The sequence below is a fragment of the Candidatus Thermoplasmatota archaeon genome, from assembly GCA_038884455.1.
Classification (GTDB): domain Archaea; phylum Thermoplasmatota; class E2; order DHVEG-1; family DHVEG-1; genus JAWABU01.
The window spans coordinates 1-26,334 of sequence record JAWABU010000007.1; the positions used below are offsets into that span (position 1 = coordinate 1).

33 protein-coding genes and 2 tRNA genes are annotated in these 26,334 nt (G+C 38.5%); 9 read left to right on the plus strand and 26 right to left on the minus strand.

Annotation, left to right across the window (positions count from 1 at the left end; genetic code table 11):
• Positions 1-58 precede the first annotated feature (58 nt).
• Both QXL17_02055 and QXL17_02060 read right to left on the minus strand, forming a co-directional pair.
• On the minus strand, positions 59-643 hold the full coding sequence (locus QXL17_02055) for a hypothetical protein (protein MEM4257919.1): 585 nt from the start codon (positions 641-643) through the stop codon (positions 59-61).
• Positions 600-1,073: a transposase gene (locus QXL17_02060; protein ID MEM4257920.1), complete on the minus strand. Its 474-nt coding sequence runs from the start codon at positions 1,071-1,073 to the stop codon at positions 600-602. Before QXL17_02060 ends, QXL17_02055 begins: the two co-directional genes overlap by 44 nt.
• 304 nt (positions 1,074-1,377) lie before the next feature.
• Here QXL17_02060 and QXL17_02065 point away from each other — a divergent pair, with 304 nt between their 5' ends.
• Positions 1,378-2,517 carry a GNAT family N-acetyltransferase gene (locus QXL17_02065; protein ID MEM4257921.1) on the plus strand — a complete coding sequence of 380 codons (1,140 nt, stop codon included), beginning with the start codon at positions 1,378-1,380 and terminating at the stop codon, positions 2,515-2,517.
• Positions 2,518-2,527: 10 nt separating this feature from the next.
• On the opposite strand, the gene QXL17_02070 is transcribed toward QXL17_02065, so the two are convergent.
• The 8 genes from QXL17_02070 to QXL17_02105 all read right to left on the minus strand — a co-directional run bounded on the left by QXL17_02070 (position 2,528) and on the right by QXL17_02105 (position 7,282).
• Entirely contained in the window at positions 2,528-3,406 is an 879-nt protein-coding gene (locus tag QXL17_02070) for a methyltransferase domain-containing protein (protein ID MEM4257922.1), read from the minus strand.
• 101 nt (positions 3,407-3,507) lie between these two features.
• Positions 3,508-3,711 (minus strand): hypothetical protein, encoded by a 204-nt coding sequence (locus tag QXL17_02075; GenBank protein ID MEM4257923.1) that lies wholly within the window; start codon positions 3,709-3,711, stop codon positions 3,508-3,510.
• Between the two features lie 81 nt (positions 3,712-3,792).
• Positions 3,793-5,040: an NADH:flavin oxidoreductase gene (locus QXL17_02080; protein ID MEM4257924.1), complete on the minus strand. Its 1,248-nt coding sequence runs from the start codon at positions 5,038-5,040 to the stop codon at positions 3,793-3,795.
• 88 nt (positions 5,041-5,128) lie between these two features.
• Positions 5,129-5,539: an aspartyl protease gene (locus QXL17_02085; protein ID MEM4257925.1), complete on the minus strand. Its 411-nt coding sequence runs from the start codon at positions 5,537-5,539 to the stop codon at positions 5,129-5,131.
• Positions 5,540-5,544: 5 nt separating this feature from the next.
• A complete protein-coding gene (locus QXL17_02090) occupies positions 5,545-5,736 on the minus strand; it encodes a DUF5678 domain-containing protein (protein ID MEM4257926.1) in 192 nt (63 codons plus the stop codon).
• Positions 5,737-5,809: 73 nt separating this feature from the next.
• Entirely contained in the window at positions 5,810-6,022 is a 213-nt protein-coding gene (locus tag QXL17_02095) for a hypothetical protein (protein MEM4257927.1), read from the minus strand.
• Positions 6,023-6,390: 368 nt separating this feature from the next.
• Positions 6,391-6,951, minus strand: coding sequence for a transposase (locus QXL17_02100; protein ID MEM4257928.1), 561 nt, complete (start codon positions 6,949-6,951; stop codon positions 6,391-6,393).
• Positions 6,920-7,282: a transposase gene (locus QXL17_02105; GenBank protein ID MEM4257929.1), complete on the minus strand. Its 363-nt coding sequence runs from the start codon at positions 7,280-7,282 to the stop codon at positions 6,920-6,922. Before QXL17_02105 ends, QXL17_02100 begins: the two co-directional genes overlap by 32 nt.
• A 191-nt stretch (positions 7,283-7,473) precedes the next feature.
• Between QXL17_02105 and QXL17_02110 the strand changes: the two genes are divergently transcribed.
• Positions 7,474-7,881 (plus strand): hypothetical protein, encoded by a 408-nt coding sequence (locus QXL17_02110; GenBank protein ID MEM4257930.1) that lies wholly within the window; start codon positions 7,474-7,476, stop codon positions 7,879-7,881.
• A gap of 51 nt (positions 7,882-7,932) precedes the next feature.
• Here QXL17_02110 and QXL17_02115 read toward each other — a convergent pair whose 3' ends face one another.
• On the minus strand, positions 7,933-8,460 hold the full coding sequence (locus QXL17_02115) for a hypothetical protein (protein MEM4257931.1): 528 nt from the start codon (positions 8,458-8,460) through the stop codon (positions 7,933-7,935).
• A 205-nt stretch (positions 8,461-8,665) separates the two neighbouring features.
• Between QXL17_02115 and QXL17_02120 the strand changes: the two genes are divergently transcribed.
• On the plus strand, positions 8,666-8,878 hold the full coding sequence (locus QXL17_02120) for a hypothetical protein (protein MEM4257932.1): 213 nt from the start codon (positions 8,666-8,668) through the stop codon (positions 8,876-8,878).
• Between the two features lie 17 nt (positions 8,879-8,895).
• On the opposite strand, the gene QXL17_02125 is transcribed toward QXL17_02120, so the two are convergent.
• Together QXL17_02125 and QXL17_02130 are read right to left on the minus strand one after the other, a co-directional pair.
• Positions 8,896-9,246, minus strand: a complete 351-nt coding sequence (locus QXL17_02125; protein ID MEM4257933.1) for an archaellum operon transcriptional activator EarA family protein — start codon at positions 9,244-9,246, stop codon at positions 8,896-8,898.
• Between the two features lie 83 nt (positions 9,247-9,329).
• Positions 9,330-9,402: transfer RNA gene (locus QXL17_02130), tRNA-Val, on the minus strand.
• Positions 9,403-9,622: 220 nt separating this feature from the next.
• Here QXL17_02130 and QXL17_02135 point away from each other — a divergent pair.
• From QXL17_02135 to QXL17_02150, 4 genes are all read left to right on the plus strand, one after another.
• The gene (locus QXL17_02135) at positions 9,623-9,922 is read left to right on the plus strand and encodes a hypothetical protein (GenBank protein ID MEM4257934.1); all 300 of its coding nucleotides are present in this window, start codon (positions 9,623-9,625) and stop codon (positions 9,920-9,922) included.
• 57 nt (positions 9,923-9,979) lie between these two features.
• A complete protein-coding gene (locus QXL17_02140; protein ID MEM4257935.1) occupies positions 9,980-10,498 on the plus strand; it encodes a tRNA (cytidine(56)-2'-O)-methyltransferase in 519 nt (172 codons plus the stop codon).
• A 9-nt stretch (positions 10,499-10,507) separates the two neighbouring features.
• Positions 10,508-11,029: an HDIG domain-containing protein gene (locus QXL17_02145; protein MEM4257936.1), complete on the plus strand. Its 522-nt coding sequence runs from the start codon at positions 10,508-10,510 to the stop codon at positions 11,027-11,029.
• Between the two features lie 85 nt (positions 11,030-11,114).
• Positions 11,115-11,198 (plus strand) — tRNA-Leu (locus QXL17_02150).
• Positions 11,199-11,255: 57 nt separating this feature from the next.
• Here the strand turns inward: QXL17_02150 and QXL17_02155 are convergent.
• From QXL17_02155 to hypF, 13 genes are all read right to left on the minus strand, one after another.
• Complete coding sequence (locus QXL17_02155; protein MEM4257937.1) at positions 11,256-12,530, minus strand: PAS domain-containing protein; 1,275 nt, start codon at positions 12,528-12,530, stop codon at positions 11,256-11,258.
• Between the two features lie 51 nt (positions 12,531-12,581).
• Positions 12,582-13,412 carry a protein-glutamate O-methyltransferase CheR gene (locus QXL17_02160; protein ID MEM4257938.1) on the minus strand — a complete coding sequence of 277 codons (831 nt, stop codon included), beginning with the start codon at positions 13,410-13,412 and terminating at the stop codon, positions 12,582-12,584.
• Positions 13,413-13,425: 13 nt separating this feature from the next.
• On the minus strand, positions 13,426-13,914 hold the full coding sequence (locus QXL17_02165) for a chemotaxis protein CheD (GenBank protein ID MEM4257939.1): 489 nt from the start codon (positions 13,912-13,914) through the stop codon (positions 13,426-13,428).
• Between the two features lie 6 nt (positions 13,915-13,920).
• On the minus strand, positions 13,921-14,607 hold the full coding sequence (locus tag QXL17_02170) for a chemotaxis protein CheC (protein MEM4257940.1): 687 nt from the start codon (positions 14,605-14,607) through the stop codon (positions 13,921-13,923).
• A gap of 19 nt (positions 14,608-14,626) precedes the next feature.
• On the minus strand, positions 14,627-15,238 hold the full coding sequence (locus QXL17_02175; protein MEM4257941.1) for a chemotaxis protein CheC: 612 nt from the start codon (positions 15,236-15,238) through the stop codon (positions 14,627-14,629).
• 15 nt (positions 15,239-15,253) lie between these two features.
• Entirely contained in the window at positions 15,254-15,868 is a 615-nt protein-coding gene (locus QXL17_02180) for a chemotaxis protein CheC (GenBank protein MEM4257942.1), read from the minus strand.
• A gap of 20 nt (positions 15,869-15,888) precedes the next feature.
• Positions 15,889-17,949, minus strand: coding sequence for a chemotaxis protein CheA (locus QXL17_02185; protein MEM4257943.1), 2,061 nt, complete (start codon positions 17,947-17,949; stop codon positions 15,889-15,891).
• A 1-nt stretch (position 17,950) separates the two neighbouring features.
• The gene (cheB, locus tag QXL17_02190) at positions 17,951-19,435 is read right to left on the minus strand and encodes a chemotaxis-specific protein-glutamate methyltransferase CheB (protein MEM4257944.1); all 1,485 of its coding nucleotides are present in this window, start codon (positions 19,433-19,435) and stop codon (positions 17,951-17,953) included.
• A 29-nt stretch (positions 19,436-19,464) separates the two neighbouring features.
• Complete coding sequence (locus QXL17_02195) at positions 19,465-19,830, minus strand: response regulator (GenBank protein ID MEM4257945.1); 366 nt, start codon at positions 19,828-19,830, stop codon at positions 19,465-19,467.
• A gap of 81 nt (positions 19,831-19,911) precedes the next feature.
• A complete protein-coding gene (locus QXL17_02200; protein MEM4257946.1) occupies positions 19,912-20,847 on the minus strand; it encodes a CheF family chemotaxis protein in 936 nt (311 codons plus the stop codon).
• A 203-nt stretch (positions 20,848-21,050) separates the two neighbouring features.
• Positions 21,051-21,494, minus strand: coding sequence for a hypothetical protein (locus tag QXL17_02205; protein ID MEM4257947.1), 444 nt, complete (start codon positions 21,492-21,494; stop codon positions 21,051-21,053).
• Between the two features lie 39 nt (positions 21,495-21,533).
• Positions 21,534-21,893 (minus strand): hypothetical protein, encoded by a 360-nt coding sequence (locus QXL17_02210; protein MEM4257948.1) that lies wholly within the window; start codon positions 21,891-21,893, stop codon positions 21,534-21,536.
• A gap of 66 nt (positions 21,894-21,959) precedes the next feature.
• Positions 21,960-24,167, minus strand: coding sequence for a carbamoyltransferase HypF (gene hypF / locus QXL17_02215; protein ID MEM4257949.1), 2,208 nt, complete (start codon positions 24,165-24,167; stop codon positions 21,960-21,962).
• Positions 24,168-24,303: 136 nt separating this feature from the next.
• On the opposite strand from hypF, the gene hypD reads away from it, so the two are divergent.
• Both hypD and hypE read left to right on the plus strand, forming a co-directional pair.
• Positions 24,304-25,332 (plus strand): hydrogenase formation protein HypD, encoded by a 1,029-nt coding sequence (gene hypD, locus QXL17_02220; protein ID MEM4257950.1) that lies wholly within the window; start codon positions 24,304-24,306, stop codon positions 25,330-25,332.
• Positions 25,333-25,348: 16 nt separating this feature from the next.
• Complete coding sequence (hypE, locus tag QXL17_02225; protein MEM4257951.1) at positions 25,349-26,326, plus strand: hydrogenase expression/formation protein HypE; 978 nt, start codon at positions 25,349-25,351, stop codon at positions 26,324-26,326.
• Positions 26,327-26,334: the final 8 nt, after the last annotated feature.

Sequence of the window (26,334 nt, forward strand, 5' to 3'; positions counted from 1 at the left end):
ATTATTTTTAAAGAACACGATGGTTTTGTTGAAAAAATCTGTAAAAAAGCTTGTTGAATTATGATTTTTTCTGTTTGCTGTGCGTGATTCTCACAGCAAAATGAGACGTTATGCTGAATTTAGATTCATTTCGGGATGTAGCCGCAAGTTTAGACAAGTTTTTATATTCAGAGTAGAGTAGTTTTGTATCTTTTTGACATATTTTTGTTATTGCTGAATCATTCCATGTTGATTGCATGGTTTGTAGATAGATAGTTATTGTTTGTTTTTCTAATGCGATTTGTTTGAACTTGTTGACAAAATCAGGAAACGTTGAGAAATTACTATTTGCAGGAAGAATATATTGTAATAGGTTGTTTAAACGTTCTGCAGCAGTTAGAAAACTCATTGATGCTAGATATTTGTATAATCCAATGGTTTTTATCCTGTTTGTGATACTACCTGAAAGATCAGTATACATCTGTTGTATCCCAGGCATTCCTAATGTTGTATCAGTCCATTCTTCATACAATAGTGGGTCGTGAAATAGAGGGGCTGCGCCCCCTATAACCCCCGTTCCGCCTTCGTTCCTCGGCAAGCCCTTCGGGCGTTGCCGTATCTCACTCGGCGGCGAACCCTGGTAACTTTTGCTGCCGATCATCAAAGATGTGTACCCCATGTCGCTGTTGTTGACTCCGACAATAGTTAATCGACTTTTCCAAATCGATCAGTCCCGTGGAATCGTGGTGTTCGTAGCCGCTCCAGAAGCTGCCACGTGGGTAACGCTTACGGAATCCAGGGTACGCCTCAAACATCTTCCTGCTGCTGTAGGATTTAAGCATAGTCTCGGCGGTTTGTAGGGAGTACTTTTTCGGTACGTTGACTGGGAAATGGACGTGACTTCCGCCAAAGCCGAAGTCACGGAATTCAAACCCGAGTCGTTCAAAATCTCGGAACGTTTGAGTACAGGTGTCGATGTGGGATTGCTTTCTGAAGCAATTGTACCGGTTTTTTGTGACGAACATCATGGTCACCCAGTTGTTTCGTGTGTCATGCGCCAGCTTTTTATAGCATCCACTACTTACATTTTCCATATTTTCTATGTCTCCTGTCGCACCTTTAGAGGGCAGGCGGATGCCTGCCGCGTGCGACAGAAGAAGAAAATGTGGATCTGCTAAAAAGAGATGCGGCTTTTCACCCGCGGGTCTTACACTTCGTTTCAGATCACGCGGTACTCCCAGCCGCAGTTAATAGGTTTCGCTATTGTAAAAAAGAGGGAAAAAACAGTATTTTGTATACTAACGACATATAAAAAACCAATACACTATTATTGAGCTGAGAGATACGGATTTATCATCGGTGGTTATGGATAAGAAATACATTTTTCAAAGGACATCCATGCAAAAAAATGATGCAGCAGTGTCTGATATGAAAGTAATACCGGTCGCTGGTTACAAACAATTTAAAAATTTTTATACTCTGGTTTTCAATATCTATAAGGATGATCAGTATTGGGTTGCACCATTCTGGAGTGAACTTAAAAGTTTTTTTAAAACTAAAAATCCTTTTTGGACGCATGCAAAAACACAACTTTTTATTGCATATGAAAAGGGAGAACCAGTTGGTCGAATAGCAGCAATCATTGATGAACTATATCAAGAAGAAAACAAAAAAGTTGGTTATTTTGGTTTCTTTGAATGTATCAATGACTATAGAGTTGCTGAAAGTCTTTTTACAGCAGCTGAACACTGGTTGAAATCCCATGGGGTAACACATATGCGAGGGCCCATCAACGGGCGTATTGATGTAGGCTGTGGTTTTTTATATCAAGGATTTAATCAATCACCGTTTATTCTTGGATCGTATTCGCCACCGTATTACATCGATTTTGCCGATCGGTATGGTATGCAGAAATGTCGTGATTTAGTCTCGTATTATTTGGACCTCACAAAACCAATACCACCCTCAGTTAAAGAAGTTGCGGAGCAGGTCGAAAAGAACAATGTAACAATTCGTGGATTTAATCGTCTGCATGCAGGTCGAGAGCTCAACTGGTGGATACCATTGATGATGGAACAATTTTCCCAACATTGGGGATATGTTAATGTACCAGAACAAGAAGTTCGAACCCGTTTTGGGGTGAAACAGGCACGATGGTTTGTTGATTCAAAATTGTTTCTCATCGCTGAAATTGATGGAAAACCAATTAGTTTTAAATGGTCAACACCGAACTATAATCAGATATTTAAAAAATTCAAAGGTAAACTTGGTCCAATCCAAATCGTTCAGTTTTTTTTAATGAAAAGAAAGATTACTGAAGGAAAATTTAATTTTGTTGGGATCAAAAAAGAATATCGAATTAAAGGCATTGGAACATTTATGAATTATTATACTATGCTTGAAATGCAACGACGAGGGTATACTGGTGCTGAATGTGGATGGATTGATGAAGAAAATATTGCATCAAGGAAAGCAATTGAGAAGATAGGGGCGCAATTGTATAAAATATTCAGAGTCTATGAAAAGAAGATTTGTTAAAGCAAAGTTTCTACTCTGGTTTAATCGCAGTTACTGCATAGTATCCCAAAAATCCTTTTAATACGACGACTGCCCCGTAGATGCTCGTGCTCCGAATTGCAGAAGTTGAAGGAATCTGAGATTGTTTGTTGTTTTGATGATGTATTTTCTTAAGTGAATCAATAATATAAAACGGAAAACCAACAACTGCATGAGCAAAAAACGATGGTCGAACGTTTCTTGATATATTTTGAACTTCTATTGCTGAAAAACCTGTATTTTGTAGGTCCTGACAAAATTCATGAAGTAGTGAAAATTGGAGACCTCCCAACCCCTGTGAAAAATGCATATATGTTTTTTTTAAAAAATCAGTAGTTGGTATACAACGTAAAAATCCATCAATGACTACAAGTCGACCACCTGGTTTTAAGATTCTGTACATCTCTAGTATAAAATCCATGAAATTAGTTGCATATGACGCAGATTCAACAGCAAAAATCGCATCGAAATAACAGCCAGGAAATTCAGTTTCAAGGAAATTTTTTGTTTGAAAGTCAACGTTTGATAACCCTCGTTGACGTGAAAAAAATTGAGCTAATTTCACATGTTCATCAGCTAGTGTAATACCGATGAATGAGGATTGTGGAAAGTGTTCTGCGAAAAAAATTGATACTCCGCCAAGACCGCATCCTGCATCAAGAATCTTCATTGGTTTTTGTTCATTTAAACCAAGCAGACTGCCGACGAATCGATTCATATTGAGAACAGCATCTTTGAACGAATGAATTCCTGGTTCGAAAAAACCATGGTGCAAACAGAGTGTCTCATCTACATCCCAAAATGGAAGAAGATGTGATGTCCAACGAGTATAAAATTCTCGGACGTTTTTTTCATGCGTTGTATCTATCATGAAGATTCAAACCTTTTGGTGTACGTTTGTGAAAAATGTATTCTTCATAATACCAACGATGGTTAAATACATACTGTATTGTATCTTTTGAATTGAAAAAACTATGTTATTACTTTTTTGGTAGTTCTTGTTGGAATTTCGGAAAGTGTAAGGTTGAGTTGCTCTAAGAGATCATCAATGTGTTTTTGGTTGTATTTCTCCAAAACAACAGGGTCAGCAAGAACACCAAAGTGGCGTTCATTTCGACAGTAACTACACAGTTTTTCACCGTCCATCATTGCGAGCGGATGAATTGATGGAAACATACAGTTCTTACACAGTTTCATGGTTGAAGGAGATATTCTTGCAGAATGTATAAATCTGTCTGAGGAACAGCCTATCAATTGTTACATGCGTGATATAAATTCTGATTTTTTTGGTGGTTCTCCATAATAACAGCGAAGCGGTCTGCCGCTTGGAAGCATTGACAGACAGAGATTACAATTCAGACATCCTGAAGGTTGTGTCGACCCCTGGAGAATCTCCTGGGAAAACCGTGGATTATGGATCAATGGTCGTGAAAAACAAATCATATCAGCCTGGTTGTTGTTGATAACTTGTTTCATGACTGAGGGGTCGCGAAAACAGCTTCCTGCAAGAATTGGTATTGATACCTGTTGTTTAAAGATCGAGATATGTTTGAGATTATGATGTGGTTTAAACCATTGGGTATGATTCATGATGAGATCAACAGGGGTGAGAAGTGCTGCGGAAGCTTTCGCATGAAATGGTTTTTGTTGACGCATGTAGTATGCATAGAAGGAAGTTTTGTAGGAGATTGCACCGCGGGTAGCAAAAAAGCCACAGGAAAGTTCAAGGGCATCACATCCTTGTCGTTCAAGTTGTTTTGCGGTGTCAAGCGCCTCAGAAAAAGATATTAATGGAATCAACGGGGGTATACTAGCATAGGAGGCTGCACGGGTGTCAAGTTTGACGATGATCGGTACTGATGCTGGAAGATGATGACGAACGCAACTGAACACTTCGAGGAGAAATCGTTGCCGATTGCGTAGTGAACCACCATACCCGTCACGTCTGTGGTTGATACGTTTTGAGAGGAATTGAGCAATGAGAAATGTATGCGCTGCATGGAGTTGGATGCCGTCAAAACCTGCAGAATATAATCGCCGTGCACTTTTTCCAAATGCCTCAACAATTGAATCAATTTCAGCTGAAGTTAACGCATGGGCTTTATATGTTTTTGAAGGAGCGATAATACGTTTCTGAAAACCAATTTCTGGTGAAGCTTTCAGCCCTGCATGATTGAGTTGAGCGATGATACATTTTTTTTGTTGATGAACATATTCAGTGACCGAACGTAACGGTGGTATTTGTTGATCATCATCAGCTCCTGCCATTCCTTGGATTGTTCGACCATGTTTATCGACATAAAAATGCCCGGTGATGAGTAACCCGGTTCCTCCTTGACTGAGTTTTTCATATAGTTTCTGGTATTCAGGAGTGACAATCCCCCCTGCATCTGCCATGTTTTCATGAGTTGCAGATCTTACGAGTCGATTCGGTATACATAGCGAACCAATGTAGATTGGTTGTTGGAGAGGATTATCAACATACTGTATTGATTTATTGGTCATGACTCTTCCCACTTGAAGAAAGTAAATCGACGATAGTTTTTATAATCGTTAGTTGTTCGATACTAGAAGTGTTATAAAAAATGTTTTTTTATATGTTGGGCTGTTGTTTGATTGGTTGTAGGATAAGTTTGTTTTCGTATTTCTTAAAAATAATTTCATGATCTTCGAATATCGGTTTTCGTCCGAGAAGAACAGGGATGTCATTTCGATCTGAAACATGAATTTCGAGGTCGTCGTAGGTGAATTTATTTCGTTTTCCGTGGATCACCATTTTGACATATGACTTACAGAGAGTTGTTTCCCCACCTGCAGTATCAACACAGCTTGCTTGGAGCAGTTCAAGACCAAGATACCGTGCGATTGCGTTTGGTATCACAATGAAATCACCACCAGAATCAAGTAATGCTTCAATAATTGGAGTTTCTCGTGTTTTTGAAAAAAATTTTATTGGTATAAGTGGGTAGTCGTGGTATTCGAAGATGTATTGTGTCTCAGGCATAGGATTTAACGTAAATGGATATTGCCAGATAATACTTTTGATATTTTTATGGTATCATCAGGGAATTTATCATGAGGGTATTTTTCTTCTGCAATTCTAAGAACCTCTTCAAGGTTGTAACTATGGTCAACGATTTCATCATTGAACAGAATAATCCATTCTCCTGAGTATTTTTTTAATATTTCTTCCTTATCCATCAAAAAACCAAGTATGCTTTGTTCTATATAAATCTTCTGGCATTTTTTGGTGAAAAAAGCGGAAAAAAGATGGTTATTCCTGTTTTGGTTCTCGTAAACTTAAAAAGATTCCGGCAAGACCACCGAGGACGAAGAGAACAACGACTGAATAGATGCCGATGTCAACCCAGACTCCATAGGTGATCCCCCAAGATACCCAAAAGAGAAAGCCAGCAACAAGGAAAAGTAATGACAGAATTGTTTTCCAATTGAAATTCTTAAGTGGTATAAGTTCTTGGATGTTCATAGATACATAACCTCTCAGATTGTAACCTTCTTCGATATTCCATTTTAAATCGTGGCGGGTTTGGAAATCCTCACATAGAGGAAAACCGGTCATACTACTCCGCGCGCTATAATTCGAGTTGGTAACTAGTTCTCATTCTTTAATCTTTTCTTTTACACTTCTTATAAAAAGTAGGCTGTTGAAAAATTCTTGTGTTAATACAATTTGAAGAGTGATTGGAAGAATGCAGTGTATTTTGAATGAAAATTAAATCAAAGTAATCTGCCTTTCGTTGGAGAAATAGTGATTTTTCTGTTCTTTTTCATGAGTGATGATCTGGGGTTTTCTAGGAGGAAGTAATTTCGGGATAAGAAATTACCCTTTGTTCCTTATGTGTATAATCGTAGGAATGTTTTGATGCTTCTTGGTGAATGCCCTAATTGGTTGTTCATGTACCCACTAAGAAGCATTCCTACGAAGATGAGATAAGTGTAAAGTTGAAGTGTTTCCATCCCATAGATATGGAGTTTCTTAAGATTAAGGAAGTCTTTAAGTCTGGAGAAGAACCGTTCTACTGCGGTTCTTTTCTTGTAGGTTTTTTTAAATTCTGGTGGATATTGTGGTTTGATTTTCGTTCGTGCAGCCTTAATGATGGGTGTAACTTTGTCTTTGAGCAGGATCTGTCTAACGGAAGATGAATCGAAGGCTTTATCTCCGAGAAAATATTGTGTTGGATGTTCAGTTTTGTATGATTTCACCTTGGTATAGACTGGTTTAAACGGGGTTGAATCATGGGTGTTGGCACCGGTGAAAGTGATAGCAACTGGAAGTTCTGTTTTTACATCTACAGCCACATGTATTTTGTATCCGAAGACGCTTTGTTCTTCGATATGGTCCCATCCCCATTTTGCATTGGGATCATCCTGGGTTTGCTTGGAGAATAGATCCATCCTGTGCAATCATGTGGAGGTTGAGGAATCCTTGGTCTAGCAGTTGTTGGACAATATGGGTGAAGAGTTGTTTAAAGGTACTGATGCCGATTCGTTTGAGGAAGTTGGTGAAACTTCCAATATCTGGAGGTTGTTTGAAGTGTAGTTGTCGTCTCCAGAATTGGTCTTTTTCTAGAAAGGCTTGGTAGTCGCGGTATGATTCCATCCGTAGGAACATTAGGATAAATGAGAGGAACATTCCTGTTGGTGATAGGGGTTGGTCGTCCTGGTTTTCCTGGTTGATATTTGTAGTTGGTTTTGAGTATGTTTTCTGCTTCTGAAAGATTAATATTGGCTATTATCTTTCTGAGATTAACCCTCCTATGATTTTTCATTTTGTGCAACCCAAACAAAATGAAAGGTTAGGAGGGTTCAATTAATTTTTCAACAGGCTAAGAGGTTGAAATTTATATTTTAGAAATGTATTTATGATGATTTTATATACAGATAGTAGAATTTCAACTATCTCAGGAGGGTTAAAGAATGAAGAAAAAACTACTAAGTATCCTTATTTTTGTCATCATCCTAAGTGTTTTTTTAGCAGGATGCCAAGAAGAACCAAGTGGCGTGAAGACGTTTAAAGGGGTAAGATTAGTGTCAAATGTCGTTGAGTTAAAAAACGCTTCTTTAGACACTGTTAAAAACAGATTTGATGAGATAATGCGAGTCGAGGTTCGTTATCTTTTCCATAATATTGCTGGGCGAGATATCCGTGTGAAAGTCAACGCATCGTTTTATGATCGTGACAATACCTTAATTGCAACCGTTGGACCAAAGAACATTTATCTGTTAGAGAATTACACGGAACGAGCTGTTACCCCTGCAAATACAATCTCATATGAAGGACCTGGCGTTGAAAGAATAGACCATGTAGTACTAACAGTCAATTAACACAAAAAAACGATGGTTAAAGAAAAAAAATATTTACTTACTAACTTCTTATTATTTATGTGTTTTATTTTTATACAGGTAGTATAAAAATATTGTTAGTAAAGATGATATGAAAAAAATACCTTCAAATCCTGGTGTTGATGACTGATCTTTAGCTGGCAAAAGAATAAATTCATCTTGTCCAGAGTTATATGACGTTCTTTTTATTCGATCGATCGTTGGGTAGTAGGATATCTTCAATATATGTTGCTGCATACCAATCAATGGATATTCATTAAAATAATATATCTTTATTTCTCCTGGAGAAATTGTCCCATTTCGTTTAATGATGATTCCTGTCTCATCTTCAATTTGAACTGTGATATTATCTGATACCCTGCTTCCTGAGTTTTTAAGTGTGATACTAATATTGAAATACACGACATCTCCCTTAGGATGTTCAGTTACTTTCATGATAGTATATTTTTTATCTACAATTGAAAGTGAGTAGGGCTGCTCTTCAGCACTACACAACGGCATGTACAGTACTATCATCATCATTAGTAGCGCAAAAAGTGAAAGTCTATGCGTTGATTTCATGGTTCACCACGCCTCTTGGTTACCAGAATGTTATATTATCTATATAATTGCATTGGAATGAAACTAAAAAACAATAGCTTCAATGAACGAATGCGAATAAAAAATATTATTTTTTGAATAAACTAAGAATCAAACCAAATAAATTTTTATATCATTTTGATTATTTCTTGTTGCTCGTTTGCATAAATTTGGAGATGATGATACGATGCTCCAAGATCGCGGAATTAAACGTGGTATAGAAGTCTTTGTTAAAGATAGAGAGAATCCTGACTTCCCTGAACAAAAAGCACTTGTAATTAACACGTACCCGCATCCAAGTCGGTGGCTTGTAGTAAAATTTGAAAACGGAGACATCAAACAAGTTGAAGAGACACAAGTTACCACAATGTATGAAAAAAATAGGAACATTTTTATTTAAAAAAAATAATTGTATATTTAGAACCTTTTCCGAGTATCACGAATGTTTTCAATGATTTCTTTTCCAAAATCAGTAAGCCGATAGAGCTTAATATCGTTGTGTTTTCCACCTTGTATTTGCTCAACAATACGAAGACTGATCAACGATTCATCATCACGGTATCGTGAATTCATACCTCGAATAGCCCCGAGAACATTAGTTGGCGTAGTTTTTACATTATAGGCAATTTCTGAGGTATAACTTCCACTCGGGCTAATATCGAAGAGATATTCTGCTATTTTTTTTCGAACACTACTTCTTCTGAGCGCTCGAATAACAAGAGGCTTTAAAACATCAGAAGATACCGTGCTATCATCTCTATCCTGCATCCCATCAACTTAAATAAATGAATGCAATTTCATATTAATAAATTAATCGGTTCTTTTTTTCCAAAAATGGTGAACGTGACAAGTGGGCTTAGCCGGATTCGAACCGGCGACCTCCGCTGTGTGAGAGCGACGTCATAACCGCTAGACCATAAGCCCTGAAAACCCTAAGCAAGGTAGAGTGGGAGAAATGAACATGGTGAGATAAATGTTTTTCGTTTAGCTAAAATCAAAAAATGAATTTTTAAGAAAAATTTATCAACAAACAGTATGTTCACCTGCTCAGGTATTTTTAGGAGGACTCAAAGTGGCCAACTGGAATATATTTCACAGGAGTCGAATACGGGAAGATATTAAGAGAAAAGAGATCGAAAATTATATGCGTGAAACCGAACATGCATTACAGGACCATGAAGATTGTTGCGAAGAATCCGAAGAGAAACAGAATGAGAAACCTATCAAGCAATATGAAGAAATTTTATATTCAAAAGATGAAAAGGAAAAAAAACAAATACTCCAAAATCCAGCTAAAACAATCCACCGAGATACGTGGGAAAATACCTCAACAATTGAAAAAAAAATTGATACGATACAAACCCAGGATACAAAAACATCATCATATATTGCTGATATCGAAGAGAAAGTTGATCGAGTACTTGCAAAAAAAAGAAAAATATAACTGTGCATAGATGTTTGTTGACAATAGTTCAATACATGGAAAGGTGATATTATCTCGATTACTGTTTTACGAATTGGTCACAGATTAAATCGAGATAAACGGATAACAACGCATGTTGCATTAGCTGCCCGTGCATTTGGTGCAGATTCTATCCTTATTTCAACAAAGGATGAAAAAATTAAAAAAACAATTGATTCAATAAGTCGTAGATTCGGAGGAAAATTTCTTATCCGAACCGGAGTCAATCCAACATCCCTAATCAAGAGTTGGAAAGGAATCATTATCCACTTAACAATGTATGGGGAACGATTCGATACGGTTCTTGAAAAAATTGATAAAAAGAAAGATATTTTGATTATTGTCGGAGCTGAAAAAGTGGCACCATACTATTTTGAAGTAGCTGACTTTAATGTCTCAATTGGAAATCAACCACACTCTGAGGTAGCTGCCTTAGCAATTTTTCTTGATCGGCTGACCAACCAAACGTGGATCGATAAAAAATTTAATGGTGTTCTTGAAGTTGTTCCCATGGCGAAAGGAAAAAAAGTCATTGATAAAAAGAAAAAAATTGAGTAGGATGCCTTCATGAAAGAAACGCCAAATCAAGAAAAATGCATTCAACTGCTGAAAGAATGTGGATGCTCAGATGACATTATTATGCATTGCTGCGCAGTTCGGGATATTGCAAAACGCATAGCGATACGTGCTGGTGCTGATGTTGCTCTTGTCGAAGCAGGAGCTTTACTCCACGACATTGGAAGAGCAAAAACACAGGGTATACAGCATGCTATTGAAGGAGCGAAAATCGCAAGAAAGAAAGGTTTACCGACAACGATCATCCGTATCATTGAACGTCATATAGGGGCAGGAATTCCAAAAGATGAGGCTCGATGTTTAGGCCTACCAAATAAAGATTTCCTCCCGATCTCGCTAGAAGAAAAAATCGTCGCTCATGCAGATAATCTAACCCATGGCGACCATCAGCAATGTATCGAGGATGAAATCCAAAAAGCTCTCGATAAAGGGCAAAAAAAGCACGCCCAACGATTACGACAGTTACATGACGAATTAAGTGCTATTTGCGGTATAGATCTGAACGAAATATGACTATGGGCCTATTAGCACCCGAAAGGATAAATAGGATGTCTTATTTACTGGAAAAAACAAGAACATGGTAAAATAGACAGCTCTTGCAGGGGTAGCCAAGCTTGGTCAACGGCGCAAGATTGAGGGTCTTGTCCTTAGTGGTTCTTGAGTTCAAATCTCAACCCCTGCACTCATATCTTTTTTAAAAAATAAAGGAGAGAAAGGGGAGTTCTACTCTGAAAAATAATTATTGTTCTTTTTCCAATTCTGAGATAAGTTCCTTGACTTTGTCTCGGAGTTCTATCATTCTTAGGTTCTGGCCGATTGCTACTTTTTTATATTTCTCGGTTTCTTTGTTTCCTTTTATTTGTTTAGTGATATCACGAGAGATACCCATCGTTCCAATGATTTTGCCGTCCGGAGAATATCGTGGAATTTTAGTTACAGAAACCCATCGTTCAGACCCATCTTTTCCAACGATTTTTTCTGTCTCTGCAATAATCGGCTGACCAGTTTGTAAAATTTTTTGATCATCTTCAAAGGCTTTTCGTGCTTGATGTTCTGCTAAAAAATCAAAATCTGTTTTACCAATCATTTCCTCAGGTTTAACTTGGGAATGTTCTGCTTTTGCCTTGTTGACCAGGATGAATCTGTTATTTTCATCTTTAAAGTAAATAGAGTCAGGTATGTTGTCAAGCAGTGATTGGAATAAACTGTGTTCGAGGATAAGTTTTTGTTCTGCTTGTTTCTGTGCGGTGATATCTCGTGAGATCCCCATAGTTCCGATGATTTGTCGTTGTTCGTTATAACGTGGTATTTTTGTTACTGATATCCAATGTTCTGATCCATCGCTTCGTTTGATATGTTCGATTTTATTGATGATAGGTTCTCCAGTTAACATCACCTGTGTGTCATCATACGATGCTTTTTCTGCTTCGAGCGGTTGTAAAAAGTGAAAATCTGTTTTTCCGATCATTTCTTCTGGCGTTACGTGAGAATGCGCCGCTTTTGCTTTGTTAACAAGAATAAATCGTTTGTGTTCATCTTTAAAATATATAGAATCAGGAATGTTATCCAGTAAAGATTGAAGTAGATGATGCTCAAAGGCCACTTTTGCTTCTGCTTTTTTTTGTTCTGAGATGTCTTTAATAATTCCGATAGAACCAATAATTGTTCCTTCTTTGTTTTTAAGAACACTTAAGGATAACGCAATATCGAGAGGTTCGTTATTTTTCCGTAGTATCTTTGTTTCCAGATGATGTTGCATGCCTTTTTGGCGGATGTTTTGTGACCTGATTTTTTGCCATTCTTCTGGGGGGTATAACGTTTGAATAGGTTTTAGGTAAAGTTCTTCTTTTGTTAGTCCAAGGAGCTTTTCAGCATAGCGGTTCCAATGGATGAGTCGTTCTTGTGCATCAGTTACTGTGATTGCTACTGCTGAGTTTTCAAAAATAGTTTTGTACAATTCGTAGGAATCACCAACGAGCGTATCAACCATGGTTTCAATACATTCATGTGTCATTTTTTCAACCTTCTTTTTTCCATTTTTTACTATATTTCAAAGTGTGGTTATTTATTTTCGGAAGATTCTTTCACGGAGATTGAAAGGTTTGAATTTATCCCTGCTGTTTCCAACTAGGGTCTCTGTTTTCCCCATGACAAAAAATCCTCCGGGATTTAAAGTATTATAGAAATCATCGTAGAGTACTTCTTGGAGTTCTCGAGTAAAATAAATGACGACATTTCTGCAGAAGATGATGTCGATGTTGTGTTTTTTTGGTCCTGATATGAGATCATGGTATTCAAATCTAACAATACTTTTTAAACTTGGTTTGATTTCATAAACAGTATCGGTAATAGTAAAATATTTTTGATAGTTTTTGAGATATTGGATTTGTTTTTCGATATCGGTTTGAATGATACCTGGACGTGAATGATAGACCCCTTGTGTTGCATGATTAAGGCAATCTCGATCAATGTCGGTTCCAAGGATTTCAACGCGATTTCTCAGGTTTTGTTCTCCGAGAACCTCAGAAAAAAGCATTGCTATGCTATATGCTTCTTTTCCATCTGAACTTCCTGCACTCCAGACGCGTATTGTTCCTTTTTTTTCTGCAAGTATTGTTGGTATCACATCTGTTTTAAAGGCATCGTAGACGGTGTTATCTCTGAAAAATTCTGTAACGTTAATGGTGAGTTCTTGGAGAAGTTTTTCTTGTTCTGCTTTATCTTTTTTTAAAAACTCCCAGTACGCATGGTAAGAATCAATGTGCAGTGCTCTGAGCCGTGAGTCAAACCGTCGGCCAAGATAGGTGTCCTTGTATTGGAAGGTGTTGAAGTCGAGAAGTTGTTTGACGTTTGCTTTAAGTTCTTGGAACTCCTGATCGAAGGGTTTGTCAAGCATCGTTGTTCACCTCTCAGATGATTTTTTCTTCTGGTTCATTTGGTCCTTTTTTGACCATCTTTATTTTTAATTCACAGGTAACAGGATTGAAAATTATTGTTCTTCCTCGGTCACCACCAACATCTTTAGAAAGGATTGGTATTTTTTGTTGGGTTAAGATCCGTTCAACTGCCTCTGCGTTTCGTTCTCCGATTTTTAAATGATCTTCAGTGAAGGTAAACAGGCTTGCGCCTCCTGCTATTTTTGCTTTAAGTCGTGGTCGTTGTGCTCCTTTTGCAAGCATATCTTCAATCAGAGCTGGAAGTGCAGTATCTGCGTATTTTCCGATTTTGTCTTGTCTGTTTTCGATGGATGGAAGCATGATGTGGGACATCCCTGATATTTTTTTGAAATCGTCATAGATTACTGTGCCGATGCAGCTGCCGAGGCCAACCGTTGATATTTTTGTATCGCCTTCAACAACAACATATTCTCCAATGCCTATGACGATGACATTATCCATTGAGTGTTACCCCATATTCTTTGAGAGTGATTCAACATATTGTTTTGTTGGTTCATCATAGTGGTTTGAAACACAGGGTATTAATTTTGAGAGGAGCGCATCAAGTGATTGTGGTGAGGGAAGAAGAATAAATATCGATGTGAAAAGGTTGCTTTCATCAGTAAACTTAATGTCAAAAATCAAAGCATGACTGGTCTCTGGACCAAGGTTTTTTGAAACTGTTTCGATGACTGCACCGGGCATATCATATTCGAATTTTGGTGGTGAAAGCCAAACAGTTGTGTTAAGAAGTTTACCAAGAGCATTCGTATATGCTGAGACAACGATATTTCCTACTTCAGTTATTGCTGATTTACCCATGTCATCAAGTTGTTGGGAGGTTCCTGGTTGCTGTCCTACGAGGAGATCAGCAAGATTTAACGCACTTTTCATAGGGAATAAAAAAAGGATGCTCCCGAGGAATTCTTTCGTAAGTTCAAGGTAGACACCGACGACTTTTTCATCTTTGATAAAAAGTTCATGCAGCGAATCTTTGAGTTCTGATACCTTCTTGATATGAAGGCTTGGTACGGAAATGTTCACACTTTTTCCGATCATTTGTGAGACCGCTGTGGCTGCATGTGAACAGCCAATATTTCCTGTTTCTTGTAAAGCGTCAAGTTGATTTGGGTTGAGTTGTTCTATATTTGCCATATTTTTCTCCTCAGTTTATTTAATTCATTCCAAGTTTTTGTAAGATGATTGATATTGATTTTGGTTCAGGAACTAGGAAAAGATTGATGTCGAAACTTTCTTTTCCTTCTTCTTTCACGTCGCAACTAAAGGTAACGACTTTATCTGCAACAGCTCCCATCTGTATAATGAGATAATCCATGATGGCGCAGGGCATATCATAGGCAAGTGCCGGCGGTCCTGGGATCATCGATATTCCAATTAATTCGGTAATGCTGTCGAAGAAAGCACACATCATTACGTTGCCAACTTCACAGAGCGCTGATTTATCCATATCGGTGAGCGAGCCAACAGTTTCTGAATGTTCACCAAGGAGCATACGCGCAAGTGAAAACGCACTGTCTTTTGAAATAAGCAGAAGAATGTACGTCGGAATTTCATTTGATATTCTGAGATAGATTCCGACAACAACCTCTTGATCTTTTACGCAGTTGATAATCTGTTCAAGAGGTACCACTTCAACTTTAGGAATCCCAATTTTAATATTTTTGTTAACCATGCGGGAGAGTGCTGTTGCAGCGTGAGAAGCGCCAATGTTTGCTACTTCTTGCAGAGCGTCTCGTTGGCCGTCGTTAATGGTAAGTTCTTGCATGATTTTTCCCTTTTTTTATTTAACTCCTAGTTTTTCTAATAACGTATTGACTGCCTGTGGTTCAGGAAGGAGGAACATATGAATTTTAAGATGGTGTTGTTGTTCTTCCTGGAGTTCTACATTGAAGACAACAACTTGATTCGATATTGCTCCAATTTGGATCAGAACATAATCGATCACTGCATCAGGTATATCGAACGCTAAATTGGGCGGACCTGGTATCACAGTAATACCTAAGAGTTCCGAAATGCTGTCGAAAAATGCACAAATCATGATATTGCTGACCTCGCTTAATGCGGATTGGTCAATCTCAGAAAGGATTTCCTTGCTTTCTTCTGGTTTCTGTCCAAGAAGCATGTTTGCCAATGCGAACGCGCTTTGCCGAGGTATTAACAAAAGTACATAAGACGGTATTTCGTCGGATATTTTGAGAAAAACACCGACAACAATGCTTTCCTCTTTAACATATTCATTTACTTTTGACAAAGGAATGATTTCAACCTTTGGTATTCCCATATGAATTGATCGATTAATCATCTGCGATAAGACGGTTGATGCATGCCCTGCACCGATATTTGCAAGTTCTTGTAATGCATCTTTCTGGACCGGATTAAGGATAATTTCTTCCATAGTTGAATCTCCTTATATTGTTAATCAATTAACGTGTTAACATCAATAACAAGGATTACACGCCCATCCCCAGTTATAGTAACACCTGCGATTCCTTTTGTTTTTTTCAGTGATGTGCTGATATTTTTTATGGTAATTTCTTGCTCACCAATCAGGCGGTCTACAATGAGACCGATTTTTTTATCTTCTTTTTGAACAACAACACCGTACATCGTCGTCTTAGTTTGTTGTTCTCGGGGAACGTTGAGTATGTTCGTCATAGAGACAAGCGGTAAAATATCATTCCGGAGAAGAATCGCTGGACGTCCGTTGAGATATTGTATATCTTGAGGATTTAAATTGATGGTTTCAGAGACATTATTTATCGGTATAGCATATGTTTCTTGTCCTACGCCAACAAAGAGTGCTTTGAAAATCGCAAGTGTAAGCGGCAGTCTAAGTAAAAATGCACTTCCTTTCCCGAGTTCTGAGTAAATTTCAACAGATCCATTGAGTCGTTCAATAGTTGATTTAACAACATCCATACCAACGCCTCTTCCTGAGATATTGGTAATCTTTTCCGCAGTACTCAAACCAGGTAAGAACATAAGGTTAAGTGCTTCTTTGTCATCAAGCTGATCGACTTCTTCTTGTGTTTTTAATCCTTTTTTAACTGCGGCTTTTCTCATAGCATTCGGGTCAATTCCTTTTCCATCATCGCGAACCGTGATGACTACATGGTTTCGTGTACGTTCAGCAAGAAGTTCAACTGTTCCCTCTTCAGGTTTTCCGCTTTGTCGTCGTATCTCTGGTGGTTCAATACCATGATCAATGGAATTTCTCAGGAGATGAACAAGTGGATCACCAATTTCATCAAGAATCGTCCGATCAAGTTCAATACCTTCCCCAGTAATGATCAGGTTTACTTTTTTTCCATTGTCTCGTGCGAGATCTCTGATCATTCGAGGGAAACGATCAAAGACATGCTTCATCGGTATCATCCGTATCTGCAGAATTTTATCTTGGAGTTCTGTTGTTAGTCGATCGATGGTGTCAATCGTTTCTGAGAGGTCTTCGAGTTTATGATCAGCGGCGATTTGAGCAAGTCGTCCTTTGCTGATGACAAGTTCTCCGATAAGATTCATAAATTTATCTAGTTGATCCATCCCGATTCGAATCGTTTGAACGGTCGTTTGGGTCTGTGTTTTTGTTTTTTCTTCAGTTTTTTTGACAGTTTGATCTTGTCCTAATTGAAAAGTAGCTTGGTGCAGTGGTGCTGGTTGCTGTTCTATTTTTTCTTGACTTTTCTCAGGAGGAATCACTTGAAGGCTATCATTGGTGTAACTGAGCGGAGTAACTGTTTTTACTGCGAGTTCTGAGACTGAATTAACAATCCGTTGTACTGCGTCTGGATTTTCATTTGAAGTATAGTACACTTCAAAACTATCGTCAAACAAGCCGTTTTCTATTTGTTGCCGGTCAGGTTTTGACGTTACAATTTTTCCTTCGTCAGATAATTTTTTCAGAAGGAGAAATGCACGGATGGATTTCATCGAGCAGGTTTTGTCAACAGTGATTGATATTTTATAGGCGTATTTTCCGTTTTTAAGTTCTGTTATGATTTGTTGTTGGAACGTTTGATCTAGAGATATTGTTGTTTCAGATGGTTTTTGTGGTTGAGGTTTTTGTTGATGATCTGTGGTTTGAGGTACTGGATTGGTTTGAGTATGTTTTTCCAGTTCGGCGATAAGACCTTGAATATCATACTCGGTCATATCTTGTGCTGCGATATCTTCGACCATTTTTTCGATACCATCAAAACATTTGAAGATAAGATCAATGATTTGTGGATTGACTTCAAGTTTGTTGTTTCTGATAAGATCGAGGGTATCTTCAGTTTTATGGGACAGTTTTTGTATTTTATCATAGTTGAGTGTTGCTGACATTCCCTTGATGGTGTGCGCTGCTCTAAAAATTTTGTTGAGAGCATCTTTATTTTTTGGATCTTTTTCAAAATCGAGTAATGACTGGTTGAGTGTTTGGAGATGTTCGCGGGCTTCTTCCACAAACATTTCTTTATATTCCTGTGTGTTTCCGGCCATATTAGACGGCCTCCATAATTTTTGGTTTCGTCATTAATTTAAGGTAAGCGTTAATCTGAGCAGGTATTTGATCAAGCGGGAGTACTGAATCAACGACGCCCAGTTTAATTGCTGCATCAGGCATGCCAAAAATGATTGACGTTGATTCGTCTTGAGCGATTGTTTTTCCTCCTTTTGCTTTGATCAGGCCCATAGAATGAGCTCCATCTTGTCCCATGCCCGTGAGTATCACACCAATTGTGTTTGCTCCGAAGACATTCGCTGCTGAAGCAAACGTGATATCAACTGCAGGTCGCACGCCATGAATTCGTTCTTCCTTATTAAGAGAAACAAATCGTTTTTTGATACCATTAACTGTTTTTTCGTAGACAGTCATGTGGAAATCTCCAGGAGCAAGTAGTGCTTTTCCTGGAAGAATCTCATCGCCTTCTGCTGCTTCTTTGACTCGAATTTGAGATATTTTGTCAAGACGATCAGCTAATGATTTGGTGAAGACTGGAGGCATATGTTGAACGATCAGGATACCTGCAGGAATGTCCCCTGGTATCTGAGGTATCAGTGAAGCGAGTGTTTGGGGTCCTCCGGTTGATGTTCCAATAAGAAGTATTTTTTCGGTTGTTGTCGAAATGGTATTTGCTTCTGTTTTTTTGGGAGTTTGTCGAACTGCTTCTCGGATTCGTCTTATGAGGAGAGGAGCAACTGAATGCATCGACATATTTTCTGTTGGTTTTGGGATGAAATCGATTGCACCGAGTTCTAAAGCTAGTTTTACATCGTTCATTCCTTCTTTTGTGCGACTGCTGCAAATGATGATTGGTATTGGTTGTTGCTTAAGTATGTTAAACGTTGCATCGACGCCGCTCATGACGGGCATGTCGATATCCATGATGATGACATCAGGATGACTTTTCTGGACTTTTTCTATTGCTTCCTGTCCGTTTTGCGCATAGTCTATGACATGTAAATCTGGTTCTCGATTGATGAGGTCAGTAAGTGTTTTTGCAAAAAAGTAGGAATCATCGACGAGGAGTACATTGATTTTTGGTTTTGTATACGAAAGTGAAAGCAGCGGCTTTTTGAATTTGTGTTTTGTCGCTGCTGCTTGTTTTACCTTTGCGATGATGTCTGTTCCAATAGTTGCGATATCTGTAGATATCGAACCTGACGGTTTAGGGATGAAATCTACGGCTCCTGCATGGAGTGCATCAAGTGTTACTTCTGCTCCTTGGGTTGTTATAGCACTGAGCATGACTATAGGTGTTGGTTGTTTTTCCATGATGTATTTGACTGCGTCAATGCCATTCATATTCGGCATTTCTACGTCCATGGTGATAACATCAGGTTGTAATCGGAGGGTTTTTTCGACTGCTTCTTGTCCATCTCGTGCGGTGTCAACGACCTGGATTGCTGGATCAGTTCGAAGAATATCGCTAATCAGTTTTCGCATTAATGCTGAATCATCTACAACAAGTGCTCGTATCGACACAGAGTGCATCTCCTCTCTTAACGGATTCATTAACCAAGGATTTTTTCTACTTCTTCAAGAACCTGAGGTGCTTGGAATGGTTTAACAATATATCCTTTTGCGCCGGCTTCGATTGCCTCTTTAACTTTCGTATCTTGCCCAACTGCAGTAACCATGATGATTTTTGCGTTGCTGTCTACGGTGGATATAATGTTTCGTACCGCCTCGATTCCCTCCATATGTGGCATGACGATATCCATGGTTACAAGATCTGGTTTAAATTGTTTATATTTTTCAATGGCGTCAAGACCGTCTTCTGCTTCTGCGACGATTTCATATCCCTTGGGTTTAAGGATATTTGCAAGCATCATTCTCATAAATTTTGTGTCGTCTACAAGCATGATTCTTTTTCCCATGTTTCCCTCCTCATCATTGAGTTTTTCTTTTCTTGTATTTGTTTTTCTATTTATCAAACTTTCTATCCTGAAGAGAGGTGTTTATTTTGCTAAGGCTTTTTTCATTTGTTCAACAATGTATTTTGTTCCAAGTTCTGTTATTTCAACTTCATTTTCATTAACGGTGCGTAAAATTTTCATTTGAACGAGTTGATGGACAACTTTTTCGAGTTCTTCCATGGAGACGCCAAGCATTTCCATAGCCATTGGTGCATCAATGTCACTAGTGTACATCATCTGGAGGAGCATGAATTGTTTTTCATCGAGGCTAATTGCTTCTTCCTCTGTTTCGATAACGCCTTTGATAAGTTTGACGTATTTATCAAGACAGTGAATAATTCGATTGGGTGCAGTGATCAGTGTTGAAATTAAAGTTCCATCTTTGAGATAGGTTAAGGTGTGTGATGCTATACCTTTTCCTGAGCTGTTATCGGGGCTTGTTTGAAAATCATTGATATGGATGAGGTCGATTTCTTCAATCTGTTTTTTTCCAAGCCATTCACTCACCAGAAGTACTTTTGATTCGTCAATGTAGATTTTTCCGTTAACTGGTTTTTTATCAAGTTGTATTTTTCCTCCAAGTGCAAATGGGCATACGTAGTCGATATCAGAACCGTTGAGGATAAGGATAAAAAGAAGTTTTTTGATGAGGTCTGCAGTTTCTTTTGATGTTGAGATGAGTGATATAACTTCGATGTTATTGTTTTGATGATGGATTGGAAGTATTTTTGCAGTTCCAACGATCTTTTTCCAAAGATCTATTTTTTTGTCAACCTCAGTAATCATGGAAAGCGGAATGCTTATCGCTTTATCTTCAGCTGGTCTGTTGTCAATCTCAGGGATGAAAATCAACCGTATGCTGGTAAGCATGATATATCCGTTTTTCCAACTTTGATCATTTCTTTTATCATTTATATCTGATACTGGAGAAATGTATTTTATGTATGTGTTTGGTAGAACAACTTGTTCTTCAGTCATACTCCCTTGGTTTCGCGAAAATATACCTTTATGAGCTAAGGATACCTATCCTCGTTTTGTTCCCATCTCACCTCTTCTTCGTATCGTGCTCAAATCATATCGTTAATGAAATACATCTATTTATATGTTGATATTCCAAGAGGAAAAAATAGTTTGGATAACTGTTTGCTAGAGAATAATTCGAAGTAACGAAGTACTATGGATTACGGTTTAAAGAGAATGGTTTTTTGTTTGTTGGTCTCCTGAGTAAGCCATAATCCGATTGGGCGGACGGTGTTCTTATTGAGCATTTTTGATTGTGCCCATTTTACCATATCGTTATGTGGCGTTTTGGTACAACACTCTTCACAAGCAAAAAAAGTGTTTTCGACAATTAACCCTGAGAGATTTTTTCCAAGTTGCATCTCCTTTTTACAGAGGTCACAGAAAACTATTGACTGTTCTGTCCAGCGTTGGTGATGGTTAAGTATCATAGTTGAGTGTTGATGCGGGTGCGATGGTTCAGGTATTTGAATGGGTGCTGCTGGTGATTGTGCAATCGATTGTGTTCTTGGTTCTGTGTGGTCTGATTGTTGAAGTTCCATGATTTTTTGCATTTCTTTGATTATTTTCTGCGCTTCAAGTATTTTTTGGGTGTTGTCGGCCATAAAAAGGATCCCTAAGCAGAGGAAAACGGTGTTTTGTATTTAAGACTTGTTTTGGTGTAACCTCCATCGGAGGGTTTGTTTACCGCAGACGGGACAGGTATGATTTCGTATGGTATTCCAATATGAAGTAAGTTGTAGATATTGATCCTTGTTCAGGAATCCTTCCTCCAGCATTTTTTGGTAGTAAGCGATGTTTTCTTTTTTATGCATATTGTAGATAACAAGTTTTTGGTTTCCACAGTTTGGGCATTTGAGTTCTGCTGTATTTTCGAGTGAGAAAAGATTTCTGCAAAACGAGCACGAGTATATTTCATAAACAATGGTATCGGTTTTTCGGCCATAGGTAACCGTAAATGATGCATTGCATGCAATGCAGTATGCCCGGTAGGTATCAATCATGAAATCAGAACAGCAGAACAAATAGGTAGTATTATAAGTCACTGGTTTGGAATCTGATGGTAGGTATTAGTTTTGATTTTCGTGTTCATATATTCTGTTTGCTAAGTATGCTTGTCCATAGCAGGTACCACCATCACCACAGGGTATATTTTTATTGATGAGTACACCATGGCAAATCATGTAGGATGCGATCATGCGGTTATATGCAACGCCACCAGAAAAAACAATCGGAAGGTTTTTTTTGTATGCTGTTTTGCTTGCTATTTTGTATATTCCTTCTGCAAGGTAGTGCTGTATGGTTGCAGCTTTTTTTCCTGTATCGTTGGTGGTATCGTTTAGGAGAAATTCGAATAAAGGTGTTGTTTTCAGAACCATTGTTTGATCGGTTTGTACGTACATTGGACGAAGAGGTACTGGTGTCGTTCCGGTGCTTTCAAGGAGCATTGCGGGTCTGCCATCATACGTTTTTATATCGCAAAGTCCAAGACATGCAGCTGCTGCATCTAGGATGCGTCCAGTACTTGTAGTGAATGGAATATTGTAGCTATTGTTAAGAAGTTGTATATAGAGGTTTGTTTCTTTTTGTGGAAAAAGATGAAGTTTTCTGAGTTCTTTTTCTGAGAGTATTTTTGAGAGTATTCCAAAGAGCATTTTTTTTGGATATATTGTTGCTGTATCCCCTCCGAGTTGTGGTTGTTCTTCAAGATGGCCGATTCGAGTGAAGTTGATGTGGTTTTGTACGAGAAAAACTTCTCCACCCCAGAGTTTTCCATCATCTCCATAGCCAAGACCATCCATTGCGATTCCAACATAATCAGTAAGGTTATATTCAGCAGCAACACTTGCAATGTGTGCTTTATGATGTTGTATCTGAATCAGTGGTGTATGATATTTTTTTGCCAGATCTGTAGCATAGTGTGTCGTCGAGTAGGCAGGATGAAGATCGCAGGTTATTATTTTTGGATTTAATCGAGTGAGCCGTATCATTTTGTTAACAGCATTTTGGAGGAATTGATAGGTTTTATATTTTGATGTATCGCCGATATATTGTGAGAGGAAGGCGCGGTGTTTTTTTGCGGTACAGATGACATTGTTGAGTTCTGCTCCAAGTGCTACGGTATCATGACAAGACAAAGGAAGTGGAATGGGAAGTGGCGTGTATCCTCGAGATCGTCTAAGATAGAAAACATGGTTGTTAACTACTTTGAGGACTGAATCATCACAGCGGTTGATAATGGGGCGTTCATGAGTTAAAAAATAGGATCCAATGGTTTCTGTTGTTGTTATCGGTTCCCCAGGCATGTTGCATGAAGTCATGACCAACGGTTCGTTGAGATGATCAAAGAGAAGGTAGTGGAGTGCAGTGTAGGGGAGCATAATGCCAATGGAGTCAAGTTCTGATATTTCTTGGTAGAGCGCTCTGTTTTTTTTAGCCACGACAACGATTGGTCGTTGGGGGCTTTGAAGGAGTTGTTGTTCAAGAGGTGATAGCTGGGCGATCTGGTGTGCCATATGAAGATCTTTGACCAGGATAGCATAGGGTTTGTGTGGTCGATGAAAAAGGGTGCGAATTTTGTATACTGCTTCTGGGATGCAAAGTGAACAGGTATGAAATCCGCCGATACCTTTGATTGCTAGTATTTCTCCTGATTTGAGAAGAGTGACTGCTTTGCGTATTGTTTTGATATCTGATGGTTCGCTTAAGTCATTAGTGGCCGTGGTTCTCTTGTGGATGAGTTTGAGTTTCGGGCCGCAGTTTTTACAGGCGATGGTTTGTGCATGATATCTTCGATTGAGTGGATCTGTATATTCTTGTCTGCATTCGTGGCACATGGGAAATGTATGCATGGCGGTATTTGGTCGGTCATACGGGTAGTCGTCGATCATGGAGAATCGTGGTCCGCAGTTGGTACAGGTTATGAAATAGTACTGGTATCGCCGGTTGTTCTTATCATGGAGTTCGTGTTTGCAGTCATCGCAGAGGTAGATATCTGGCGGGAGACTTGTTTCTCCTGATGACGCTGAGCTTTTCAGTATTGAAAAGGTGGTGTATCGTTTTTTTGATGAGATTTTTGTGATCGTATAGTTGGTGATGGTTGCAAGTGGCGGAAGATCAGTAAGTTTTTTCATGAAATGTTTATCATTGATGATGATTTCTACACCGTTTCCTGTATTTCTAACTGATCCAACAAGGTGATGATAATGTGCTTTTCGGTAGATGTATGGTCTGAATCCGACTCCTTGGACGACGCCTTCAATAAATATTTTGTACATGGGGAGAGTAGGTTGATATTTGTAGGTGTTGATTAATTTTTTCAGAACAGCAAGATTGATTCAAAAAATTAAAGAAACGGATGTTGTTCTCTCATTGCCTGACATGATATTATATTGATATAGGATTTGAATTTTAATGAACGAAAAAGAGTTGTTGAAAAATCATATTACACATATTAATCGGTATGCCTCAGAGATTAAACGAGAGGTAACGTTGATGGAGATCTGCGGTGGTCATACCAATGTGATTATACGGTATGGTATCCGTGATATTCTTCCGGAGAACATTCGGTTAATCTCTGGCCCCGGATGCCCCGTGTGTGTAACGACACAGCATGATATCGATTGTATTGTAGAATGCGCACGTCATGGTATTCCGATTGCAACGTATGGAGATATGCTTCGAGTACCAGGAAATAAAATGAGTTTGGATGAGATTCGTGGGAAAACTGGTATGGTTTTTGAAGTGTATTCAGCTTCTGAAGTTGTTGAATTGCAGAAAAAATATCCGGATATTGTTTTTTTCGGGATTGGTTTTGAAACAACAGCACCAATGACTGCTTTTCTCCTAGACAAAAAGATTTGCGTGTATTCTGCTCATAAATTGATTCCGCCAGCGTTGAAGATGCTTGCATCAGGTGATCTGAAGGTGGATGGTTTTATTAATCCAGGTCATGTTTCAACGATTATCGGAATACAACCGTATACTAAGATTCGAATCCCTCAGGTTATCGCGGGTTTTTCGGCTGAGCAGATTCTTCGATCCATTCGTATTCTTCTGGAACTTATCCGTGATAAGAAACCGATCGTGGTGAACGGGTATCCTGAAGTCGTACGGCAACAGGGTAATAAAAATGCTCGATTGTTGTTAAAAAAATATTTTACTGTTGTTGATAGTGAATGGCGTGGACTTGGAGTTATAGCAAAATCTGGTTTGGAGGTTAAAAATGCTACGTTGAATGCAAAACATAAATATTATGATACAATAAAAAATGTACTTCCATCGAAAAAAACTCCATGTCGTTGTGGCGACATCTTGCGTGGTCTGATCGAGCCAACCGAATGCCCGTTGTATAAAAAACAGTGTACACCGAAGAATCCTCAAGGAGCATGTATGGTTTCGGCTGAAGGAAGTTGTGCGATTTATTATCGATATGGAAAGTAATCTAAAGGTGTTTTGTATGAATGATGATGTAGTCACCTTAGCAGAAGGTTCTGGCGGCAGAGAGATGCATGAGCTGATTCGAAGTTATGGTTTTTCCTATCGGGGAAAATGGAAAAATTATGATACTGATGCTGCAAGTTTTGATCTTGATATGTCACGAAGTCTCGTTTTTACAACCGATTCTTTTATTGTTGATCCGATTTTTTTCCCAGGAGGTGACATTGGACATCTTGCATTCTGTGGTACGATTAATGATCTTGCGGTGCTCGGTGCACAGCCGATTGGCGTTTCTCTTGGCATCGTTCTTGAAGAAGGATTTCCAAAAAAGGATTTAAAAAAGATCATCTCAACGATAAAAAGACTCTCTGGGAAAACAAAGATTCCTGTAGTTACTGGTGATACGAAGGTGATGCAGAAAGGAACTATTGATAAGATTGTAATTAATTCTGCTGGTGTTGGTCTTGTGAAAAAAAAAGAGATGCTGATAAAAAAAATAAACCCTGGCGATAAGATTATTATTTCTGGTGGTCTTGGTGAACATGCGGTTGCGTTACTTTCAAAGCGTTTTCAGTATAAAACGACGATTGTATCTGACTCGAAGCCGATTTTCGAAGAAATCCGCAGTGTTCTTCCGCTGATTAAAGTTGCAAAAGATCCTACCCGTGGTGGTCTTGCGTCGTCACTTCATGAGGTCGCTCAGAGATACAAGGTTGGCATGGTGCTTGATGAAGAACGCATTCCCGTGAAACCAGGAGTGAAAAAGGTATCGGAACTTTTAGGGGTAAACGTGTACGAACTTGCCTGTGAAGGTCGTTTTGTGTGCGTTGCTTCAGAAAAAAATGCCTCCAGGGTTGAAAAAAAGTTACAAGATTTTAATTCTGATGCTGCGATTTGCGGCAGGATTACAAAAGGAAGTCATATTATCATTCAAAGTATCCTAGGTACAAGAATTCTCCCGATGCCCAGTGGTAGAATTGTTCCAAGGATCTGTTAAGGGATATA

What these genes read in the sequence shown, in the direction of transcription:
- QXL17_02060 (MEM4257920.1), bottom strand. Translation starts at nt 1,073, where the DNA reads ATGGAAAATGTAAGTAGTGGATGCTATAAAAAGCTGGCGCATGACACA.
- QXL17_02065 (MEM4257921.1), top strand. Translation starts at nt 1,378, where the DNA reads ATGCAAAAAAATGATGCAGCAGTGTCTGATATGAAAGTAATACCGGTC.
- QXL17_02070 (MEM4257922.1), bottom strand. Translation starts at nt 3,406, where the DNA reads ATGATAGATACAACGCATGAAAAAAACGTCCGAGAATTTTATACTCGT.
- QXL17_02075 (MEM4257923.1), bottom strand. Translation starts at nt 3,711, where the DNA reads ATGTTTCCATCAATTCATCCGCTCGCAATGATGGACGGTGAAAAACTG.
- QXL17_02080 (MEM4257924.1), bottom strand. Translation starts at nt 5,040, where the DNA reads ATGACCAATAAATCAATACAGTATGTTGATAATCCTCTCCAACAACCA.
- QXL17_02085 (MEM4257925.1), bottom strand. Translation starts at nt 5,539, where the DNA reads ATGCCTGAGACACAATACATCTTCGAATACCACGACTACCCACTTATA.
- QXL17_02090 (MEM4257926.1), bottom strand. Translation starts at nt 5,736, where the DNA reads ATGGATAAGGAAGAAATATTAAAAAAATACTCAGGAGAATGGATTATT.
- QXL17_02095 (MEM4257927.1), bottom strand. Translation starts at nt 6,022, where the DNA reads ATGAACATCCAAGAACTTATACCACTTAAGAATTTCAATTGGAAAACA.
- QXL17_02100 (MEM4257928.1), bottom strand. Translation starts at nt 6,951, where the DNA reads ATGGATCTATTCTCCAAGCAAACCCAGGATGATCCCAATGCAAAATGG.
- QXL17_02110 (MEM4257930.1), top strand. Translation starts at nt 7,474, where the DNA reads ATGAAGAAAAAACTACTAAGTATCCTTATTTTTGTCATCATCCTAAGT.
- QXL17_02115 (MEM4257931.1), bottom strand. Translation starts at nt 8,460, where the DNA reads ATGAAATCAACGCATAGACTTTCACTTTTTGCGCTACTAATGATGATG.
- QXL17_02120 (MEM4257932.1), top strand. Translation starts at nt 8,666, where the DNA reads ATGCTCCAAGATCGCGGAATTAAACGTGGTATAGAAGTCTTTGTTAAA.
- QXL17_02125 (MEM4257933.1), bottom strand. Translation starts at nt 9,246, where the DNA reads ATGCAGGATAGAGATGATAGCACGGTATCTTCTGATGTTTTAAAGCCT.
- QXL17_02135 (MEM4257934.1), top strand. Translation starts at nt 9,623, where the DNA reads ATGCGTGAAACCGAACATGCATTACAGGACCATGAAGATTGTTGCGAA.
- QXL17_02145 (MEM4257936.1), top strand. Translation starts at nt 10,508, where the DNA reads ATGAAAGAAACGCCAAATCAAGAAAAATGCATTCAACTGCTGAAAGAA.
- QXL17_02155 (MEM4257937.1), bottom strand. Translation starts at nt 12,530, where the DNA reads ATGACACATGAATGTATTGAAACCATGGTTGATACGCTCGTTGGTGAT.
- QXL17_02160 (MEM4257938.1), bottom strand. Translation starts at nt 13,412, where the DNA reads ATGCTTGACAAACCCTTCGATCAGGAGTTCCAAGAACTTAAAGCAAAC.
- QXL17_02165 (MEM4257939.1), bottom strand. Translation starts at nt 13,914, where the DNA reads ATGGATAATGTCATCGTCATAGGCATTGGAGAATATGTTGTTGTTGAA.
- QXL17_02170 (MEM4257940.1), bottom strand. Translation starts at nt 14,607, where the DNA reads ATGGCAAATATAGAACAACTCAACCCAAATCAACTTGACGCTTTACAA.
- QXL17_02175 (MEM4257941.1), bottom strand. Translation starts at nt 15,238, where the DNA reads ATGCAAGAACTTACCATTAACGACGGCCAACGAGACGCTCTGCAAGAA.
- QXL17_02180 (MEM4257942.1), bottom strand. Translation starts at nt 15,868, where the DNA reads ATGGAAGAAATTATCCTTAATCCGGTCCAGAAAGATGCATTACAAGAA.
- QXL17_02185 (MEM4257943.1), bottom strand. Translation starts at nt 17,949, where the DNA reads ATGGCCGGAAACACACAGGAATATAAAGAAATGTTTGTGGAAGAAGCC.
- QXL17_02195 (MEM4257945.1), bottom strand. Translation starts at nt 19,830, where the DNA reads ATGGGAAAAAGAATCATGCTTGTAGACGACACAAAATTTATGAGAATG.
- QXL17_02200 (MEM4257946.1), bottom strand. Translation starts at nt 20,847, where the DNA reads ATGACTGAAGAACAAGTTGTTCTACCAAACACATACATAAAATACATT.
- QXL17_02205 (MEM4257947.1), bottom strand. Translation starts at nt 21,494, where the DNA reads ATGGCCGACAACACCCAAAAAATACTTGAAGCGCAGAAAATAATCAAA.
- QXL17_02210 (MEM4257948.1), bottom strand. Translation starts at nt 21,893, where the DNA reads ATGATTGATACCTACCGGGCATACTGCATTGCATGCAATGCATCATTT.
- hypF (MEM4257949.1), bottom strand. Translation starts at nt 24,167, where the DNA reads ATGTACAAAATATTTATTGAAGGCGTCGTCCAAGGAGTCGGATTCAGA.
- hypD (MEM4257950.1), top strand. Translation starts at nt 24,304, where the DNA reads ATGAACGAAAAAGAGTTGTTGAAAAATCATATTACACATATTAATCGG.
- hypE (MEM4257951.1), top strand. Translation starts at nt 25,349, where the DNA reads ATGAATGATGATGTAGTCACCTTAGCAGAAGGTTCTGGCGGCAGAGAG.